The organism is Aquimarina litoralis, assembly GCF_019295435.1.
Taxonomy (GTDB): domain Bacteria; phylum Bacteroidota; class Bacteroidia; order Flavobacteriales; family Flavobacteriaceae; genus Aquimarina; species Aquimarina litoralis_A.
This window is the reverse complement of sequence record NZ_WEKL01000014.1, coordinates 1-20,559: the sequence shown is the minus strand read 5'-3', so window position 1 is coordinate 20,559 and position 20,559 is coordinate 1. Positions and strand designations below refer to the sequence as shown.

General features: G+C 32.0%; 18 protein-coding genes. 13 read left to right on the top strand and 5 right to left on the bottom strand.

Features of this window, described 5'->3' with window-relative positions; translation table 11 throughout:
* Positions 1-4 precede the first annotated feature (4 nt).
* Positions 5-1,162: an MFS transporter gene (locus tag GBO31_RS09415; protein WP_343211300.1), complete on the top strand. Its 1,158-nt coding sequence runs from the start codon at positions 5-7 to the stop codon at positions 1,160-1,162.
* 9 nt (positions 1,163-1,171) lie between these two features.
* Here the strand turns inward: GBO31_RS09415 and GBO31_RS09410 are convergent, their stop codons facing one another.
* From GBO31_RS09410 to GBO31_RS09390, 5 genes are all read right to left on the bottom strand, one after another.
* Positions 1,172-2,956 (bottom strand): hypothetical protein, encoded by a 1,785-nt coding sequence (locus GBO31_RS09410; RefSeq protein WP_219008082.1) that lies wholly within the window; start codon positions 2,954-2,956, stop codon positions 1,172-1,174.
* A 51-nt stretch (positions 2,957-3,007) separates the two neighbouring features.
* Entirely contained in the window at positions 3,008-4,207 is a 1,200-nt protein-coding gene (locus tag GBO31_RS09405) for a DUF4249 domain-containing protein (RefSeq protein WP_219008081.1), read from the bottom strand.
* Between the two features lie 82 nt (positions 4,208-4,289).
* Positions 4,290-5,522 (bottom strand): DUF4249 domain-containing protein, encoded by a 1,233-nt coding sequence (locus tag GBO31_RS09400; RefSeq protein ID WP_219008080.1) that lies wholly within the window; start codon positions 5,520-5,522, stop codon positions 4,290-4,292.
* A 4-nt stretch (positions 5,523-5,526) separates the two neighbouring features.
* Positions 5,527-8,298, bottom strand: a complete 2,772-nt coding sequence (locus GBO31_RS09395) for a TonB-dependent receptor (protein ID WP_219008079.1) — start codon at positions 8,296-8,298, stop codon at positions 5,527-5,529.
* 4 nt (positions 8,299-8,302) lie between these two features.
* Complete coding sequence (locus GBO31_RS09390; protein WP_219008078.1) at positions 8,303-8,758, bottom strand: hypothetical protein; 456 nt, start codon at positions 8,756-8,758, stop codon at positions 8,303-8,305.
* 410 nt (positions 8,759-9,168) lie between these two features.
* Between GBO31_RS09390 and GBO31_RS09385 the strand changes: the two genes are divergently transcribed.
* The 12 genes from GBO31_RS09385 to GBO31_RS09330 form a co-directional block, all read left to right on the top strand.
* The gene (locus GBO31_RS09385) at positions 9,169-10,347 is read left to right on the top strand and encodes a nuclear transport factor 2 family protein (protein WP_219008077.1); all 1,179 of its coding nucleotides are present in this window, start codon (positions 9,169-9,171) and stop codon (positions 10,345-10,347) included.
* Between the two features lie 24 nt (positions 10,348-10,371).
* Positions 10,372-10,953, top strand: coding sequence for a Crp/Fnr family transcriptional regulator (locus tag GBO31_RS09380; RefSeq protein WP_246615829.1), 582 nt, complete (start codon positions 10,372-10,374; stop codon positions 10,951-10,953).
* A gap of 134 nt (positions 10,954-11,087) precedes the next feature.
* A complete protein-coding gene (locus tag GBO31_RS09375) occupies positions 11,088-11,480 on the top strand; it encodes a DoxX family protein (protein WP_246615828.1) in 393 nt (130 codons plus the stop codon).
* Between the two features lie 24 nt (positions 11,481-11,504).
* On the top strand, positions 11,505-12,365 hold the full coding sequence (locus GBO31_RS09370) for a hypothetical protein (RefSeq protein WP_219008076.1): 861 nt from the start codon (positions 11,505-11,507) through the stop codon (positions 12,363-12,365).
* Positions 12,366-12,491: 126 nt separating this feature from the next.
* Positions 12,492-12,695 carry a tautomerase family protein gene (locus tag GBO31_RS09365; RefSeq protein ID WP_219008075.1) on the top strand — a complete coding sequence of 68 codons (204 nt, stop codon included), beginning with the start codon at positions 12,492-12,494 and terminating at the stop codon, positions 12,693-12,695.
* Positions 12,692-13,435: an SDR family NAD(P)-dependent oxidoreductase gene (locus GBO31_RS09360; protein WP_219008074.1), complete on the top strand. Its 744-nt coding sequence runs from the start codon at positions 12,692-12,694 to the stop codon at positions 13,433-13,435. Before GBO31_RS09365 ends, GBO31_RS09360 begins: the two co-directional genes overlap by 4 nt.
* A 12-nt stretch (positions 13,436-13,447) precedes the next feature.
* Complete coding sequence (locus tag GBO31_RS09355) at positions 13,448-13,816, top strand: nuclear transport factor 2 family protein (RefSeq protein ID WP_219008073.1); 369 nt, start codon at positions 13,448-13,450, stop codon at positions 13,814-13,816.
* A 306-nt stretch (positions 13,817-14,122) separates the two neighbouring features.
* Positions 14,123-15,991 carry a glycoside hydrolase family 36 protein gene (locus GBO31_RS09350; RefSeq protein ID WP_219008072.1) on the top strand — a complete coding sequence of 623 codons (1,869 nt, stop codon included), beginning with the start codon at positions 14,123-14,125 and terminating at the stop codon, positions 15,989-15,991.
* A 19-nt stretch (positions 15,992-16,010) separates the two neighbouring features.
* Complete coding sequence (locus GBO31_RS09345; RefSeq protein ID WP_219008071.1) at positions 16,011-16,748, top strand: YqjF family protein; 738 nt, start codon at positions 16,011-16,013, stop codon at positions 16,746-16,748.
* A 93-nt stretch (positions 16,749-16,841) separates the two neighbouring features.
* Positions 16,842-18,656, top strand: a complete 1,815-nt coding sequence (locus tag GBO31_RS09340; protein WP_219008070.1) for a T9SS type A sorting domain-containing protein — start codon at positions 16,842-16,844, stop codon at positions 18,654-18,656.
* A gap of 47 nt (positions 18,657-18,703) precedes the next feature.
* Entirely contained in the window at positions 18,704-20,044 is a 1,341-nt protein-coding gene (locus tag GBO31_RS09335) for a M28 family metallopeptidase (protein ID WP_219008069.1), read from the top strand.
* A gap of 35 nt (positions 20,045-20,079) precedes the next feature.
* The coding region (locus tag GBO31_RS09330) for an alpha/beta hydrolase-fold protein (RefSeq protein ID WP_246615827.1) at positions 20,080-20,559 on the top strand (480 nt) is incomplete at its 3' end.

Genomic DNA, 20,559 nt, shown 5'->3' with positions numbered 1-20,559 from the left:
ATATATTCTGAAACCAAAATTCTATATACTTCCTGTTATTATTATTGCTCAGTTTTTCTGTACATCATTATGGTTTGCAGGAAATGCTGTGATTGATGATTTTGCAGCACAATTTAACGTAGGGTTTAATATACTTGGATATTTATTATCTACCGTACAATTTGGTTTTATTATTGGCACTTTGACCTTTGCTCTTTTCACACTAGTTGATAGATTTTCTCCTTCCAAGGTTTTTATGATTTCTGCTATTCTTGGAGCTCTCTGCAATATCGCACTATTGATTCCTAATATTACCGTTTTAAATGTACTAACCGCACGTTTTGGAACAGGTTTTTTCCTTGCAGGAATTTATCCTGTTGGAATGAAAATAGCATCAGACTATTACAAAGACGGATTGGGCAAGGCATTAGGTTATTTAGTCGGCGCTTTGGTTTTAGGAACTGCATTGCCACATTTATTAAAAGAACTTTCGTGGAACAGCGATTACAAAGTTGTCATACAATCGACAAGCTTATTAGCACTAATTGGAGGCTTATTGATCTATTTTTGTATTCCAAACGGTCCTTATAGAAAGCCTGTTTCAAAATTGCAATTAGGAGTAATCACTGAGCTTTTCGGGATTATTAGCTTTAGAAAAGCCGCTTTTGGATATTTTGGTCATATGTGGGAACTCTATGCTTTCTGGGGTTTTGTTCCTGTCCTTTTAAAGACTTATGTAGAAAATCATAGAATCGGAATTCCAATATCGTTTTGGTCTTTTATTATAATCGCTATTGGTTTTATTTCATGTGTAATAGGAGGCTATATATCTTTAAAAACAGGAAGTAGAAAAGTAGCTCGATATTCGCTCATCATTTCAGGACTTTTTTGTCTTTTGTCTCCTCTACTCTTTCAATTACCTCCAGAAATATTTTTAGGATTGTTATGTTTTTGGGGAATGGTAGTTATAGCCGATTCTCCACAATTCTCTACGATGGTAGCTGGCGCAGCCCCTCCAGAACTTAGAGGAACAGGCCTTACTATAGTAAACTGTATTGGTTTTGCCATTACGATCATTAGTATTCAACTACTTTCTTATCTTGTGAATGCTATAGATCCTATGTTTGTATTTCTTTTTCTTGGAATTGGACCAATTATAGGTCTCTATGCTTCCAGAAAATAAGTAAAGTTATTATTCGACAGTAATCATTTTCTTTATGGAAACAGGTTCTCCTTTTTTATCAAACCCTTCTAAACATATCTCAAAATCTCCAACAATATCCGAAGTGTAGAATTCAGTATGATAAGTTCCACTAGAAATAGTTAGATTTGGTTTCCATAATAATTGATGCCTATAATCCGGAATTCTATCATAAGAAGTAGTACTATCATAACGCTGTTTAAAATACTTTTTACCTATTTGTAAAGGTAGTAGTGTAGTCGTAGAAAGATTATTAGCAGAATCTAAATAATCTCCTTCTATTGTCTCAATGATTACTACGCCTTCAAAAACTCGAGATCCTAGATAATATCGATCCTGAATAAAACTAATACTTTTGATCTTTCTCGCATCATAGTCTATAATACGATCATGTTCCTGAATAAAAATCCCATCTACAATTAACAAAGGTAACTCATCTTGATTTTTCAAGGTTGGATCATAGGCTCTAACTGCAAAAACTTCATTCCCATTTTTATCTTTCTTAGTCCATACATTTTCTACAACCTCAACGATCGTCTCTCGAACAGTTCCAAATCTAGTGTAATCATCAAGATGATACGTTTTCATATCAGATCCATAAAATGGTGTCGTATTCGCTACAGTACGCAAAGTATCAGGTTTCAGACTATAAAAAACATTACTTATCTGATTATKAACACTTCTTTTTATTATCTTCTTTTGTAATGCTGGAGAAATTTTGAATTGATGAAACTGCAAATCCAAATTTTGAATTTCTGGTATTTCAAAAATTTGTACTGTATAGTTGTCTTTATCTTTTCCTAATACATGAATCAAAACTTCGTCTCTGTCATCTCTATCATTTACAGTAAATAAAAAATTCCCTAAATCATCAGTTAAAACCACTTTCATATCACTTGCTTTACCCGGAATTGACAATCCTATAGATTTTCTAGAAACTGAACTAGTATCTTCTTTGGGTACAATCTTTCCATAAATTAGTTCCCCTCTCATTTCAGGTAAAAAAACGGAAGCACCCGCTTCTTTACTTATATTTTGAATGTTCGTATTAGAAGAGGCATGGAAAGCTGTAGTACTTTGAGGTTGTGCTTTGTTAAAAGTATCTGTTTTTCTTATGGAGATAGAATAATTTCCTCCTTCGGTATCTATTGTTGCAGCTTCTACATTAAGCTTTACCAAACTTCTTTTTCTATAAGCTCCAGCATCTGTAGATAATTTCAATTTTGATCTACTTTTACTACTTGTTAACTCTGCCACTTTAGTTTTTTTTGCTTTCTGAGCTTGTAAATTGACTAAAGTACTATCAGAGATATCATCGGTAAGAATTTTGTCTTGATTTCCTTGATAAGGGTTCAATATGCTAATATCTGCCTGAAAAAAGTGAGATTCTTTATTTAGCATCCATTGTGTGTATCCCACCAATTTATAATTTCCGGAAGGAATTGAAACCGGCAAGAAAAAATCTCCTTGCCCCAAACCATTTTCCAGCTTTATTTTATGGGTAAAAACAGGTTTTTCATCTTCATCCAAAAGTAATAAATAAGCTATCTTACTGATATCACTTAATTCGTTACTTTTTGTATTCAGGCAATAAACACGATAATAAAAATATTCACCAGAAAATAACAATGATGAATTATAATGTATAAATATGTTCTCCTGAGGAATTAAATTATAGCCATAAACATCCTTATTTGTTTGTAAAACGGTCTTTCGTTGTGCCTGAGCACTGAAAGTTATCAAAAACAAGATCCCTAGAGTTACTAATATTCTCACAACTATAATTTATATTTAATTTTTAACCTATTTACTAATCTTTTGTTTCAATTAATCTACCCAAAAATCAGGTGCCATACTTTTCCCGATAGCCGTACAATCTCCACAAGCTCTAGGAACAAAAGCAAAAACATCCAATGGTGCATCTATTGGAATTGGTTCATTGGGAAAATACCTTACCGTATTACTGTTTATAAAACCTTCTACCCTCTCATGAAAGGTAATTAAGTCATCCATACCTGGGTCTGGTATTATCAGTTCACAATCTAATTCAAATACTGGTAAATCAGCTAAAAGATCATTACGATTGACAAAAATTCGTTGTTCCGAAACAGAAGAAACATCAAAGAAACCTAATACCTTTTCATCTGGGTTAGTTTCAGAAACAATATTACCTGTTATAAACCCTGGTTGTATTTGTGAAAACAAACTCTCTGATTCCGAAAAACTACTTAATATTTCATAAAAACCATTGGCATCTCTTGATTGTACATATTGTCTAACCAATATACTATATCTATCCGCTATTCGTATATCTTCCGCTGGCATAAAATTAACCTGCAATCCAGTAATTCGATCTTCTTCAAGAAATGTGGTATTGGATATATTAATATTATTAGATACTTCTGTCTTATAGCAAACCTTGCCTTCTTCTGGTCTATCTACCAGACCAAATATCAAAAAATCTTCTGTCCTACCAGTTACTACTATATCAAATTGATACCATAAGGGAGCTGCTATTCTGTAGGTTTCTTCAAATTCGTAACGATAGTATTGTGAATTTCCAGTAGGATCAAAAGTATCCACAAATATCCCTAACCCTTCAACTCCATCATCATTAAATACTCTTTGTGCATATAGGTTTTCAATAGATGTTTCTTGAGGTAAAGTTACTACGTCTGAAATATAGGATCTTCCATCAGCTGTTTGGATAGACATTCTATAGGTTCTACCAGACCTGGCAGCAAACTCTTGTGTAGAAAGATAAATACCTGGTTCACTCTCTTGAAAAACATACTCAAAATTAGTGTCATCTATTATTTTAACAGTTGCTCCTGTTTCTGATTGAGGACCATCATCTTCAAATTTAAAAGTTCTTGTTAATAGTACTTCTTGAGTTTTTAACTCATTGGTAATCGTAGCATTAATAACTAAAATATTTTCAAAATTCTCCGTTTCAATTTCAAAAGGATCTACACAACTGGAAGCCAAACCTAAAACACAGAATATCATTACAATTTTGATTCTCATCCTAATTTCCATAAATCTAATATGACATTCCATGTTTCTAAAATTTAATTTTTTTTTCGTTTTTACTGATTCTTTACTGAAATCAATCTACCCAAAAATCTGGAACACTAACTTTTCCAATTACCCTACAATCTCCACAAACTCTTGGTATAAAAGAAAATACATTTATAGGTTGATCAATTTGAATCGGTGCATTTGGAAAATAGCTAACCGCACTACTATTTATAAAACCTTCTACTCTTTGATGAAAAGTTATTAAGTCATCCAGCCCTTGCTCTGGTACCACAAGTTCACAATCTAATTCGAATACTGGCAAATCAGCTAAAAAATCATTACGATTCACAAAAATACGTTGTTCTGAAACAGAAGAAACATCAAAGAACCCTAAGACTTTTTCATCTGGATTAGTTTCTGAAACAATATTACCTGTTATAAATCCAGGTTGTATTTGTGAAAATAAACTTTCTGATTCTGAAAAACTGCTTAGTATCTCGTAAAAACCATTGGCATCTCTTGATTGTACATATTGTCTAACTAATATGCTATATCTATCTGCAATTCGAATATCGTTTGCCGGCATAAAATTCACCTGTAAACCAGTTATTCGATCTTCTTCAAGAAATGTGGTATTGGCTATATTGATATTATTAGATACTTCTGTCTTAAAGCAAACCGTGCCATCTTCAGATCTATCTTCCACACCAAATACAAAAAAATCTTCTGTTCTATCCGTTACTACCAAATCAAATTGATACCATAACGGAGCTACTATTCTATAGGTTTCTTCAAATTCGTAACGATAGTATTGTGAGTTTCCAGTAGGATCAAATGTATCTACAAATATACCTAAGCCTTCAACTCCATCATCATTGGATACTCTTTGTGGATATACATTGTCAATGGATGTTTCTTGAGGTAATGTTACTACGTCTGAAATATACGATCTTCCATCAGCCGTTTGGATAGACATTCTATAAGTTCTTCCCGACGTGGCGGCAAACTCTTGTGTAGAACGATAAACCCCTGAATCACTTTCTTCAAAAGTATACTCAAAATTAGCATCGTCTATTATTCTAACAGTTGCTCCCGTTTCTGATTGAGGACCATCATCTTCAAATTTGAAAGTTCTTGTTAATAGTACTTCTTGAGTTTTTAATTCATTCGTAATTGTAGCATTAATAACTAAAATATTTTCAAAATTTTCAGTTTCAATTTCAAAAGGATCCACACAGCTAGAAATCAAACTTAAAATACAGAACACTAATACAAATCTAACTTTTATCATAATTCCCCTAAATCTAGTATAAAGTTCCATGTTTCTAAAATTTAAAATTATAAGTAATAGAAGGTACAGGAACAGAAAAAATGGAAGTCTGCAAAGCTTTTACTTCTCCTTCTTCTGTCACAAAAAATACAGAGAACGGATTATTACGTCCTAAAACATTGTATATAGAGATAGTCCAAAAACTATGTCCTACTTTATTCTTTTTGTGATTTCCTTCAATATTAAATCCAAGATCTAATCGATAAAAATCCGGAATTCTAAACTTGTTTCTATCACTAAATACTGTAAAATCCGACCCATTAAACGTAAAACTACCAACAGGAAATGTTACAGGACGACCTGTTTGATAAACAAAATTAGTTGCTAAACTAAAGCGTTTAGTAAATCTATAGTTGGCTACTAAACTAAAATCATGAGGTTTATCAAAATTTGAAGGAAAGAATTCTCCTCCATTAACTCGTTCTTCTCTAAAATCACTATCCAATTGTATAAAAGAACGAGAATATGTATATCCTAACCATCCATAAAGTTTTCCTTTCTTTTTCTTCAATAAAAATTCAACTCCGTATGATTTCCCATTTCCTTGCAAAACTTCGGTTTCTATATTTTCATTAAGTAAAATTTCTGCACCCGTTTTAAAATCAACGATATTTTTTGATTCTTTATAAAATCCTTCCACACTTAATTCATAGGTACCTCCTTCAAAATTTTTGTAAGCACCTAAAGCGTATTGTTGTGAACTTTGAGGTTCGATATTAAGATCAGAAAGCTTCCATGTATCAATTGGTGAAATCGTAGTATTATTAGAAAGTGTATGAATAAATTGAAAAGTTTTATTGTAAGATGCTTTTAAAGAAAAATCTGTTCCTAGCAAATATCTTCCTGCTATTCTATACTCTGGACCTCCATAAGTCTCTATCACTTCATTTTTATCAAAAGACAAGGTTTCTAAAAGGGTTTCTTCGCTTCTTGGTACTCCTTCTTGATATATATTTTGTGTTCCTTCTCCTAAAAAGTTGTAGATAGAATATCGGATTCCTGCGTCTAAAGTTAACTTTTTAGTAAGATCTATTTTCGCTGTTAAAAATGCTGCAGATTCTAATCCTCGTTCTTTTTCCAGTGATAGTGCTTGTATATTAGATTCTTCTCCTATTGGATCAATATTTCCTGGATTTACAGTATACAATTTACTAGCAATACCATAGTCAAATTTTAGTTTACTATTGTAAAAATAATCCAGTTGAAGTTTAAGTTCGGTTTCATTGATATCATACCCCAATTCAAAATCATCATTAGATTGACCATCAAACTCAATATTAAATTTATACTGACTATTCGATAAGGCTAATTTCGCTTTATTTTTTTCATTAAAACGATGATTTAATCTCAATGAAAATGCCCTGTTATTGTATATATACAAGGAATCTGAGGTGATACTAAAATCATCTCTACTCAAATATGCTGATGCTTCTATTTTTGTTTTTTTAGAAATCTGATGATTATATTTTGCTATAACATCATAGAAGGAAGCTTCGCTATCATTCAATGATTCTTCATCTAGAGAACGTAAAACCCAATTCGCATATGCACCTCTTCCACCTAGCATTACCCCTGCTTTATCTTTTACAATTGGTGCTTCTATGAGAACATTTCCAGTAACTGGACCGATAGAAGCTTCGCCTTTAAATCCATCTAATCCTCCATCTTTTGTAGTAAGGTCAAATACTGATGATAATCTACCTCCATATTGTGCTGGAATGTTATTCTTATAGATATTAACATCTCCCAATGCAAAAGGATTTAAGGCCGAAAAAATTCCGAAAAAATGTTGAGGATAATAAATGACAGCATCGTCTAATAGTATCAAGTTTTGATCCGATTTTCCTCCTCGCACATTATATCCAGCGGCTCCTTCTCCTGCTGTTGTAATTCCTGGTAAGGTAGTTGCCACCTTAAGAACATCCCTTTCTCCAAGTGCTAAAGGAATATTTTTAGATTCTTTTACATCAATTTTAGTTTTCGTTACCACTTCTTCTACATTACTATTTGCTTCAGTACTCAAAACAACTTCATCCAAAAATTCTATTTTTTCACGAAGTGATACATCATATCTACCGTCATTATAGATAACTACTCGCTTTTTAAAAGGTTCCATCCCAAAAGCATTAATCTCCACGATACTTGCTCCAGCTGCTAATTCTGTTTCAAAATATCCTTGATCATTACTTTCAGCTCCAACATTATTACCATTTACGATAACAATTGCATTTACTAATGGTTTGCCAGTCTGTACATTTTTTAAGTAGCCATAAAACTTAAATTCTTGCTTTGAATTATCTCTAACAGCTTTACCAATCGTTATGGTTTCTATTTTATCTTTTTTGGAACTTTGATTAATAGATGTAAAAATCGGAGATACAATTTTGGTCTTCTTCCGTGTCTCTACGATCAATGTATCTTTCTCAAATGCACCAAAAAAACCTTGCGGCAATTCATCATAGATGATAGTATTTGGTGCAAGTATGATTCTCTTATCTTCAGTAAAATAAAAGGTAATAACCGTATTCTCAAATAACTTTTCTAAAACCTTAGTAATTGTAGAGTCTTTATATTCACCAGATACATTATCTTGATCTTTTAACCAAGAATCAACAAAATAAAAACGATAATCAGTTTTTTCTTCAATTTTTTCTAACACAGAGATTACATCCGAATTTGTAAAAGACAGTGAAATTAAAGGTTCTTCTTTCTGAGCCCAACTTTTGAAAACAAATAAGAAGAAAAACAAAGTAAAATATTTTCTCATCTGTTTATATATCTTTTAATGGGTGTGATTCTTTAATAATACTTTCGAACAATCTTTGCATAAATTTATCCGGGTTTGACTTTTTAAGGTTTCTATTTTGAATATAAAACTGATTAATTGCCTTTTTTAGTTTTGGATATGACTTTATAATATCACCTTTGGTCTTTATTCGTCTGTAATAACCATCTGCAAATAAAACGTAGGTATCGTTACTTACAAATTCAAAATACAATTTACTATCTCCAGGACCTCCTATTCTTTTTCGTCTTACTTTCCTATTTCGTTTTAACAAGGAATATGAAGTATTCTCAAGTAATATTTGATGAAAACCGTTCTTTAAAATATTATTTTCAAGAAAACCATCAATTCTTTTAAATGAATACTCATCAATAGTGAATTGATCCACTTTATCGGTTATTAATTTTAAAATAGAAAACTCCGCGCCTGGTTTAAGTGTCACTAATAATTCATCAGTTTCAAGGTTATATTTAAGTTTTACGTTATAATAAACCTGTCCATCATAATGGATATTACCAGTTAAAACCTTGTCGGAAACCCATATAACATGTGTGATATTTAAAATATTTTACCCCTTTTACAATGGTAAGAGTAAAACAATAAATACCAAAAATTTGTTAGTTAATTAGTATAATTTTTAAAAAATATTCCCTGTAGTTTCTTAAAAAGCCAATATTAAACATTAAAATTTCAATAGATGTTAAGAAAACAATAAAACGAAAAAATTAACATCTATAAATTATGGGTTTCAAGTAAGAGATCAAGCTACGCTTGTAATTATCCTCTTAAAAACTCTTAACATATACTTAAGAAAATACTTGATATTAACCTGTATTTTAGAAAACAAAATCCATGCGAAACTATCTCTTATTTATCGTATTATTTCAATTTTTTTTCTGCGCTGCTCAAACTGATACAGAAGTTTATCTATTTGATATTTCTTCGGATAAGAATGAATTAAAAATCAGTAATAAACGAAACATATCGAATAATAAAGGTTATGACAATCAGCCCTCTTTTTATAATGATAATATCGTTTTATATGCTTCTACTAAAGCTGGGCAAACGGACATTGCCAAATACAACATTAGAGATAATAAAACTGAATGGATATCTAGTACATTACAAGGAAGTGAATACTCTCCAATTAAGATTCCGAATCAAAAAGCCATTTCTTCCATTCGATTAGATACTACAGGAAAACAATTGTTATATCAATATGATTTTAAAACAGGTAACCCGAAAGTTTTGTTAGAAAATCTAGTGGTTGGTTATCATTGCTGGTACAACAAAGACATTATAGTTTCTTCTGTTTTAGAAGATAAAGGTTTATCATTAGTAGTTTCTAATTTAGAGAATAAAAAAAATACTACATTTCAAAAAAAGATAGGTAGATCTCTTCATAAAATTCCCAATACTAATCTTATCAGTTATGTCAGTAAAGAAAATGAACAATGGGAAATAAAATCATTGGATCCCATCTCTGGAGAAACAAAGAAAATCACTAATACCATTCCAGGAGCTGAAGACATGTGCTGGTTACTCAACGGAACTATCTTAATGCCAAAAGGGAATATTATCTATAAATTTAATCCGAAAACGGATAATCGCTGGAGCGCTTTCCATACTTTTTCAGATCCTGAAATTGGAAATATTACGCGAATAGCTACAAACTCCATAAACTCCTTGCTCACATTAGTTTCAGACATCTCTCCTGAACATATTGTCCAGCAACAGCTGGATGCTTATAACTCTAGAGATATTGATGCTTTTACTGCTACATTTTCAGAAAATGTAAAAGTGTATTATTATCCTAATAAATTAAGCTATGAAGGAAAAGAAAATTTAAAAAAAGGATATGCTCCATTTTTTGAAAATACACCAGATTTACATTGTGACATAACAAATAGAATTGTTTATGGTAACAAAGTGATAGATGAAGAGTTGGTGCTTATAAATGGAGAAAAGATTAAAGCAGTCGCAATTTATGAAGTAGAAAATGGGAAAATAGCTAAAGTCACTTTTTTATAACATTATAAAATAACAAAATAAGTAATGACTTCTAATAATACAACAATGCATCCTCTACGACAACATATTGAAGAAATAGTTCAATTAACTGACGAAGAGTTTGATTTTGTTTTGAGTCATTTTGAGGTTACTAAAAAACGGAAGCATCAGTACTTAGTACAAGAGGGAGAAGTGGTTAATAAAGAATATTGGATCACTAAAGGTTGTGTGAAAAGCTATTTTCTGAATGAGAATGGCAAAGAACATATCCTTCGTTTTGCTATGGAACATTGGTGGATTACAGATTATGAATCCTTCGTAAAACAAACACCTTCAAAAATATATATTGACTGCTTAGAAGATTGCGAGCTATTATATATTTCTTTTGAAAATAGAGATAAACTCACGATGCAAATGCATAAAATGGAACGTTTTTGGGCCAAAAAGAGCAAATTTGGACGGATTGCACTTCAAAAAAGAATTCTTTCACTCTTAAAAAATTCCGCCAAAGAACGTTATGATCTTTTGCTAGAACAATATCCTCAATTATTTCAACGTGTCCCTAAAAAACTAATTGCTTCTTATTTAGGAGTCTCCAGAGAGACTTTAAGTCGACTTGATTCTTAAGTACATCTTTCCTAAAAATCAAAACTCTACGATCAAATAAAGTGATCTACATCACTTTAAAGTAGTGATATACATCCTTCTGATCCTGAGTGATTCAATTGAACTTTGTAGTATCAAAACTAAATACTATAAAGATGAAAACAATCGAAAAAAAAACAGATTTAGGAATTCTAATTTTAAGAGTATTAGTAGCAGGGCTTCTAATACTTCATGGAATAGGTAATTTATTAAGTGGATATGAATTCATAAAAAGTATGATGCTCCAATCCGGATTACCATCATTTATGGCTTATGGAGCATTTATAGGTGAAATTGTAGCTCCAATATTGATTATAATAGGCTATAAAACACGCTTAGCAAGTTTGTTCATAGCATTTACCATGCTGGTAGCTATTTTAACAACGCATGCAGGTGAAATTTTTGCATTAAATCAGTTCGGTGGTTGGGCAATAGAATTACAGGCTTTTTACTTATTTGGCGCAATCGCAATTTTCTTTACAGGTAGTGGAAAATATGTATTCAAGTAACAGGTTGATTYTATTCAATTGAAAATGTTATTTACTAAAAGCATACTAAATATTCAAAACCTGATTTTTCTAGCTGGGCTTATATTTACCACTATTGTTCAAGCTCAAATTGAAAACATAACTATTACCAAAGAGGCCAGAATTGACAAACTCTATGCTGGCCTCTTAACCAATACTGAGCTTCTCAGTCATGAAAACTATCAAAACGTATCTTCCGCACAAATTGGAACTAGAGTATATTTCTCATTAATTCCCAAAAAGCTTGGAATAAGAACTTTTGGAGTTTTCAAACAAACTGAAAGACATCAACTTCAATTTTTCAAAAGCTATGAAGCTATTTATAATCCAAATAAGAATATTACAATTCATCTAGGATTAATGGCTACTCCTACTACCGAACTTCGTCCAAATCCAACAACCTGGCAAAGTCAAGTAGAAACAAATTCTGAAAGTAACATTCTTGGTGGAAGAACCGGAATAAAAATCAATTACAGAATTAATGAGAATCTAAAAGTATCTTATGGCGTATTCAAACATAATAGTACTGTAGCTAATCATATAAAGCTGTCTTATAAACAACTTGCTATTTCTTCTTATTTAGAAAACGAAAACTTATTTTTTGCCTTAAAATGGGAAGACAATACCCATAACCTTATACTAACACGATACAAAGAGGTTACATCACTATCATCTATTATTCCTATTTCAGAATGTTATAGCGCCTATGCAGATATAGAGTTGAATGATGAAAAACAAAACATTAATTACCTCGAACTGGGAATTCGAAGATTCTTTTCTAAAAATCAATTTCTAAAAGGGTTTTTAACTCTTAACTACCATTATCATTTGAAAAACATTCAAGGAGGTCTTTTCATTCATATTTGATTTGATAAAGCTACATCTATTCATGATCAAAAATGTGATCTATATCACATCAAAGTAGTGATCTACATCCTTAAAGATCCTCAAGATTCGCCAGAACTTTGTCCTATAAATTTAAAAGTATAACAGATGCCTTACATCAATATTAAGGTTACCGACGAAAAGGTAACTAAAGAGCAAAAGCGTCAACTAATCGAAGGAGCTACCCAATTAGTTGTAGACGTGTTAAACAAAAGCCCTAAAACCACTCATGTGGTCATTGACGAAGTCCCTATCGATAATTGGGGATACGATGCAAAACAATATTCAAATTCATCCAAATTTAAATCATGAAAAACAAAACAGTAATTATAACAGGAGCCTCAACTGGAATAGGTAAAGCTATTGCCTCATTTTTTATAGAAAAAGAAAGCAACGTTGTTATGAACTCTTCGAATGAAGATAATTTAAAGAATGCTTATGAAGCACTCGGCTCACCAACAAATGCAATCTATTTTGCTGGAGATATTAGCAAACAAAACACAGGAAAAGAGTTAGTTCATTGGGCTAATGAAGCATTTGGATCAGTAGACGTTCTTATCAATAATGCGGGTGTATTTGCGCCAAAATCATTTTTAGATGTTAAAGAAGAAGACTTAGAATTGTATTGGAATATCAATCTCAAAGGAACGTATTTCGCAACGCAGGCGGCAATCCCGGAAATGATAAAACAACAAAACGGTTCTATTATTAATATCGGAACTGTTTTGGTAGAACATGCTATTGCAGGTTTTCCTGCAACAGCTCCCATCACTAGTAAAGGAGCCATACATTCATTAACCAGACAATTAGCTGCAGAATTTGGTAAGAATAATATCAAGGTAAACACAATCGCTCCTGGAATTATTAGAAGTCCGCTACAAGGAAAAATGGGGGTTGAAGATGCGGATAGTTTAGCAGGTCTACACTTATTAAATCGTATTGGTGAAGCTAATGAAATAGCAGAGGCTGCCTATTATTTGGCTACATCCGATTTTATTACTGGTGAGACTATTAATGTTGCCGGAGGTCACACTATTGGACACACAATCTAAAACTATAGAATTATGTATAAAGATAATATCAATGAAATAGAAAAGGTGATTACGAAGTATTTTGAAGGCATCTTTCACGGAGATGCAGATAAACTTTCATCTTGTTTTAATAATGATGCAATCATTTACGGTGACATCAATGGAGTTCCTTATAAAAAAAGTAGGGAAGAATATATAGATGGTGTCAAAAACAGACAAAGTCCAAACGAGTTAGAAGAGACGTTTCAAATGAAAACCATTGGAATTGACATTCTAGGCAATATTGCTATGGTGAAACTTCGTGTTCCAATGTTAGGGTATAACTATTATGATTATTTATCCCTTACAAAAGTTGATCATGATTGGAAAATTGTAAATAAGATTTTCACAAATGTAGTTTAGACGATCGTTTCATTTAGCATTAATGATTATAATTAGAGTTTATTGTAGTTCAGAAAAGCATAAAGATCAAAAACTTTCTGAATACATAAACTCTAGTTATCATTTAAATACCTAAGCATTATTTTGCTTTACAAACAGTCAAATAAGAAAAGCCCAATTTGCAGGTTCAATATTCTTTCTATAGATTTATTTCAATTTCATATTTTAAGATTGATATAGTACTTCTAAAAACAAACATCATAAATAACTATATTTAACTCCTATTCTCATCTCAATAAACACACAAATCTCAACAAACTGTCTAAAATGAATATTCACAGTATTACAAGAATCGTAGCATTTTGCTCAATCTTTCATTTTTTATCCTGTAACAATCAAGATACTTCATTAACATACAAGATACCTAAAGAGAACCCGGTAACGCCTTTATCTATCAATTTAGATAGTATTAAAATCGATGGTGAATTAGGTGATTTTTCGGTTAGTAAAAAAATATCTTCTAAAACAGAAGGAGTCCATTTGATAACCTTTACTTTTCTATCTGACACCCCATCAAGCTTACAGCCAGTTGATATTAAATTTAATTTTCCTTCTATTGATATAAATGGATATTGGAATACTACAACTGCTGTGGACAAAGTAAATTATTACAGGAGTAGCGTTTCTTCAAGAATATCTAGTAATGCTCCAATATTATGTTTTTACAATAATCAATTAGACAATCGAATTACGATTGCACTGTCTGATGCTTTAAATAAATCTACAATAGAATCATATTTAAAGGAGGAAGATGTACATTTTTATCCTACCATTCGTTTATTCGAGGATAGGATGCCGAAAACCACATCTTATAGTATTACATTAAGAATAGACACTAGAAAACTTCCTTTTCATGAAACGGTAAATAGTGTGGCCACTTGGTGGGCACAAAATCCAAATTACAAACCAATGTTTGTACCAGATGAAGCTAAAAAACCTATGTATTCAACTTGGTACAGTTACCATCAAAATATTTCTGCAGAAGCTATCATTAATGAATGTAAAATTGCAAAATCACTAGGCTGCGAAGCAGTTATCATTGATGATGGATGGCAAACTAATGACAATAATCGTGGCTATGCCTATACAGGAGATTGGACTCCTGATAGAATTCCAGAAATGAAAAAATTTGTAGAAGCAGTCCATGAACAAGGAATGAAATTTATACTATGGTACTCACTTCCTTTTATTGGAGAGAAATCCAAAGCATTCCCAAATTTTCAGGGTAAATATCTTCGCTATTGGGAAAGCCAAGGAACATATGTGCTAGATCCCCGTTATCCCGAAACAAGAGAACACATTATAAACACTTATGAAAAAGCTTTAAAAGAATGGAATGTAGATGGTTTTAAATTAGATTTTATTGGTTGGTTTGTAGCAAAATCAGATACTAAACTAACCAAAGAAGACGGACGAGATTTTGCAAGTGTAAGTGATGCCACAGAAAGACTTATGACCGACATCATGGCGAGATTATCCTTATTAAAACCAAATATTTTAATTGAGTTTAGACAACCATATATTGGTCCAATTATGAGAAAATATGGTAATATGTTTAGAGGAGTCGATGCTCCTAACAACGCGGTTGCCAATCGTCTGGAAGTAACTAATCTCCGTATACTTTCACAAAACACTGCTGTTCATAGTGATATGTTTATTTGGAGAAATGAAGAAACTCCAGAAGTTGCAGCTTTACAAATTCTAAATATCCTGTATAGTGTTCCGCAATTGTCAGTAAAGTTAGAAGAAGTCCCCGAAGAACATTTAAAAATGATTCGACATTGGTTTTCTTATTGGAATAAAAATCGAGAAATACTATTAGATGGAGATTTTATCCCTTCTAGTCCTGTATCCAATTATCCGTTCTTGACAGCTATAAAAGATAGGTATCAAATAACAACTTTGTATGAAGATATTCCTATTTCTTTAGATAGTAGTATTGAAAAATTGGATATTATCAATGCAAAATCTACTAATAGTGTCTTTCTGAAAGTCAATACTCCTTTCAAAGGTAAAATGATAATATCAGACTGCTTCGGTACAATTGTCTATGAAAATGAGGTCTCTTTTAATGAAGATATCGTCGAATTAGTTGTTCCAAAGTCTGGACTCTTAAGTTTTATAAAACAATTGTAATAGATATTCCTGTCTAATAATGAACGTAAAGGATATATTAAATACCATAGATCACAGACCTTGGAAACTTCCTAAAGAAAGTTGGAAATACTATCAAGAGTGGAATGATGCTATATTTCTTCATTGGGAAGTAACGTTAGATGATTTACAACAATTCGTACCGAAAGAATTAGAAATTGATCTATTCGATGGAAAACCTTGGGTTTCTCTGGTTGCTTTTACTATGGAAAAGATCAGACCCAAAGGGTTACCCTCCTTTCCTCCTATTTCTAATTTTGATGAAATTAATATTAGAACTTATATAAAATCTAACAACAAAACTGGTGTGTACTTTTTGAGTATTGAAGGAGGAAAACGTTTATCTTGTAAAATAGCTAAAGGTATCTCTGAATTACCCTATCGATTTTCAAAAACTAAACGAACTAAAGGAAAATATGAATCTCGAAACTCAGAATTCCAAGATAATTTGAGTATTGAATATGAAATAGCTAATAAAAAACAAAACAAGACAGATTTAGATCTGTGGCTAACCGAACGATATGCACTTTTCCAGGATACCGAAAAAGTAATTAATGAATTTGAAATTCATCATCTAGCATGGGATATAAAAGAAATCAATATTAAAAAATTAGATGTTGATTACCCCAGATTTCAAACTTTACTTAGAAATAAACCTAATTGCTGTCATTATGCTGAAGGAGTAAAAGTATTGGCATGGGATAAAAGAAAAAAGGACAAAACAAGTTATCAATTTTAATCATTTGAAAATAGATTTTTATAAATCTCTTTATTGGTTATAATTTTTCTTAAAATTTTGGCGTTATACCTATAATCTCATTCCCAAAACTTTATGAAGAACTATTTGTATTGCCTGCTTTGTCTATGTTCTTTGTTAACATATGCACAAAATACTTATTACGTATCTACTTCATCCGGAAGTAATGCCAATACCGGATCTCAAGCATCTCCTTGGGCAACCATACAATATGGAGTCAATCAATTAAATCCCGGAGATATTTTGAATGTAATAGCTGGAACCTATAATGAAATTGTAACTTTTAGCGGATCTGATAATTCAGGAACCCTTGATAATCCAATCACATTAAATGCAATGGGAAATGTTATTATTGATGGAAGTACGATAACTCCAGTAAGTCGAAAAGGCTTACTTACAATTTCTGGAGCCAGTCACATTCATATAGAAGGTTTTGAACTACAAAACTATCAAACTCCAAATCCTGTAAATAATGATAATAGTACTCCCATTGGTATCCTTGTAGAAGGAAATTGCAGCAATTTGGTTATAAAAAATAACACCATTCATGATATCAAAAACTTTTCTTCCTGCACTCAAGAAAGTGGGTGTGGTCCCGGAGCTAATGGAATTGCTGTTTATGGAGATACCGTTGCGGGAATTCAAAACATAGAATTAATAGGAAACGAAGTATATGAATGTGTCACCTCATCAAGTGAAGTTTTTACTTTAAATGGAAATATCAATGGCTTTAAAGTCATTGATAACTATGTTCATGACAATAACAATATTGGATTTGATTTTATTGGTTTCGAAGATGATGTATGTAGTGCTTGTGGAGATGACAACCAAGCCCGAAATGGCATTGTACAAGGGAATCGATCCATTCGAAATACAATTTTTGGAAATCCATCTTTAGGTGTTCCAGCAAATCCATGGTATGAATCTGGAATTAATAATAATGAAGGAAATGCAGGCGGTTTTTATGTAGATGGTGGTCGCAATATTATTTTTGACAGTAATCTATCTGCTGAAAATGATCTGGGTTTTGAATTTGGTAGTGAAAATCAATTTAGAGAAACATCAGATATCTTAATGATCAATAATTTTGTCTATAACAATAAAGAAAATGGTGTGATTACTGGTGGTTATTCTTTTACAGAAGATGATCCCAATGGTGGTGGCGGTGATGCAGTAAGAATATACATTTATAACAATTCTTTTTATAAAAATAAAGGTTGGGGAAGTGAAGTAGTATTTCAAAGTCGTGTAAAAGATAGTCGTGTGGCAAATAATATTTTCTTTGGGGAAGCTTCTACTTCTGATTGTTATGAAAATTTTAATCCAGATTCGAATATTAATAATACTTGGGGAACCAATGTTTGGTGGGGCACTTCGGTTTCTGGAGCTCTACCAGGTATAGTGATAACGCAAAATCCTAATTTTATAGATCCTGAAAATGGTAATTTAGATATTCAAACATCTTCTAATGCTGTAATTGACGAAGGAATTATACAGAGTAATATCGACAATTGGTCAGATCCTTTTTGGAATACTATTTTCCCTCCTAATGGAATCATTCCCGTTCATGGCTCTACCGATTATCATAATAATCCAAGAGTGATCGATGAAATTGATATTGGAGCTTCAGAATTCAATCCTACTTTAGGGATTGATAATTATGAAGAAAAAACCGTTCCTATGACTTACCCGAATCCGGTGAGAGACGTTATTAACTTTTCTACTTCTAATGGAAACTATACATATACAATTTACGATCTAACCGGTAAGAAAATAGCCTTTGGACAGGCATCAGGTAAGATTGCAGTGGCAAATCTCCAGCCTGGTATCTATCTTTTACAACTACAAGACGCTGAAAGTTCATGGTCTTATAAATTTGTTAAGGAGTAATAGTCAATGATTGCTTTTACTTAAATTGAGCGATCAAATAAACACAAATGAAGATTTTTCTTACCTCAACACTCTTACTATTTTCAATTTTAACAAACGCCCAAACTGACCCTAGAATATATGATATAATCGATGCTGTTTCTTCGGAAAGAATAGAAATAGACATTAAAAAACTAGCAGGTTTTGGAACCCGACATACATTAAGCGATACAGTTTCTAATACAAGAGGTATCGGTGCTGCCCGAAGATGGATTAAATCTGAATTTGAAACTATTTCAAAAAACTGTAATAACTGTCTCGAAGTCTTTTATCAAAAAGATCTCATTAAAAAAGGAACAAATCAACGAATTACCAAAGACGTTATGGTAGTTAATGTAGTTGCCATACAGCGAGGAACTAAATATCCAAATCGTTTCATTATAATGAGTGGTGATATTGATTCTCGAATTTCCGATCCTAACAATTTCACTGATGATGCACCTGGAGCAAATGATAATGCAACTGGAATGGCTGGAGCTATTGAAGCAGCAAGGGTATTATCAAAATACAAATTTGAAAGTAGCATCATTTATGTAGGATTATCAGGAGAAGAGCAAGGACTGTTTGGTGGAAAAGGATTAGCTAACTATGCTAAAAAGAAAAACTGGAATATCGTTGGAGTTATGAATAATGATATGATTGGTAATATCAAAGGAATAGATGGTGTTATCGATAACCGAACTTTCAGAATTTTCTCTGAACCCACAAATCTTACGGATAGCGAAAAAATGGTTAAAAACAGACGTTTTTATGGTGGTGAAGTAGATGGAATATCTCGTCAACTCGCTAGATACATTCATAAAACTACCAAAACCTATATGCCAGAGATGAATCCTATGATGATCTATCGTTTAGATAGGTTCGGACGTGGAGGCCATCATAGACCTTTTAATGATGCTGGTTTTGCTGGAATTAGAATTATGGAAGCTCATGAAAACTATACACAACAACATCAAGATATTAGAAAAGAAAACGGTATTGCTTATGGCGATGTAGTAGAACATGTAAATTTTGAATATGCAGCAAAATTAACTGCTGTTAATGCTATAAATCTTGCTTCTATCGCATGGGCACCCCCAGCACCAAAAGAAGTTAAAATTGGAGGTATTGTTGAACCTTCGGTAAAATTTAAATGGAAAAAATCTGATGATGCTAATATCAAAGGTTATAAAATTTATTGGAGAGACACTACATCACCCACTTGGGATTATAGCAGGTTTGTTGGTAATATCGATAACTTTACTCTAAACGGAATCGTTATTGACAATTACTTTTTTGGAATAGCAACTGTTGGAAAAAACGGTTTTGAAAGTCCCGTAGTTTTTACTTCATCCATATTCAGAAAATAATTGTATATTTTATTATAATCATTATAACTAAAGAAATGAAATCCTCTCACCTATTATTGATTACCGCGTTGCTTATAGCAATATCATGGAAACAAGAACCTGTAAAAATAAAATCAACTGTAAGCCATGAAATTGCACAAAATTCGCCTAATGAAACAAATGGAAAAGTTATCATTCATGAGAATTTCGAATCTAAAAATGTAATTCCAAGAAATGTAGAAGTTTTTCTGCCTAACGGTTATGATAGTAATTCAGATAAAAAGTATAAGGTATTATATATGCATGATGGTCAAAATGTTTTTAATCCTAAAACATCGTATACTGGTATTGATTGGGGAGTAGACGAAACTATCGATAGTCTGATTAAAATTGGAAAAATTAAAAATACAATAGTAGTAGCTCCTTGGAATACTGGTAGAAAGCGCTTTTCAGAATATATGCCAGAAGCTCCTGCAGAAGCTACAAATAATCCTGAGGCTAAAGCTGCGTTGCAACAAAATACAGGTTATGATTCT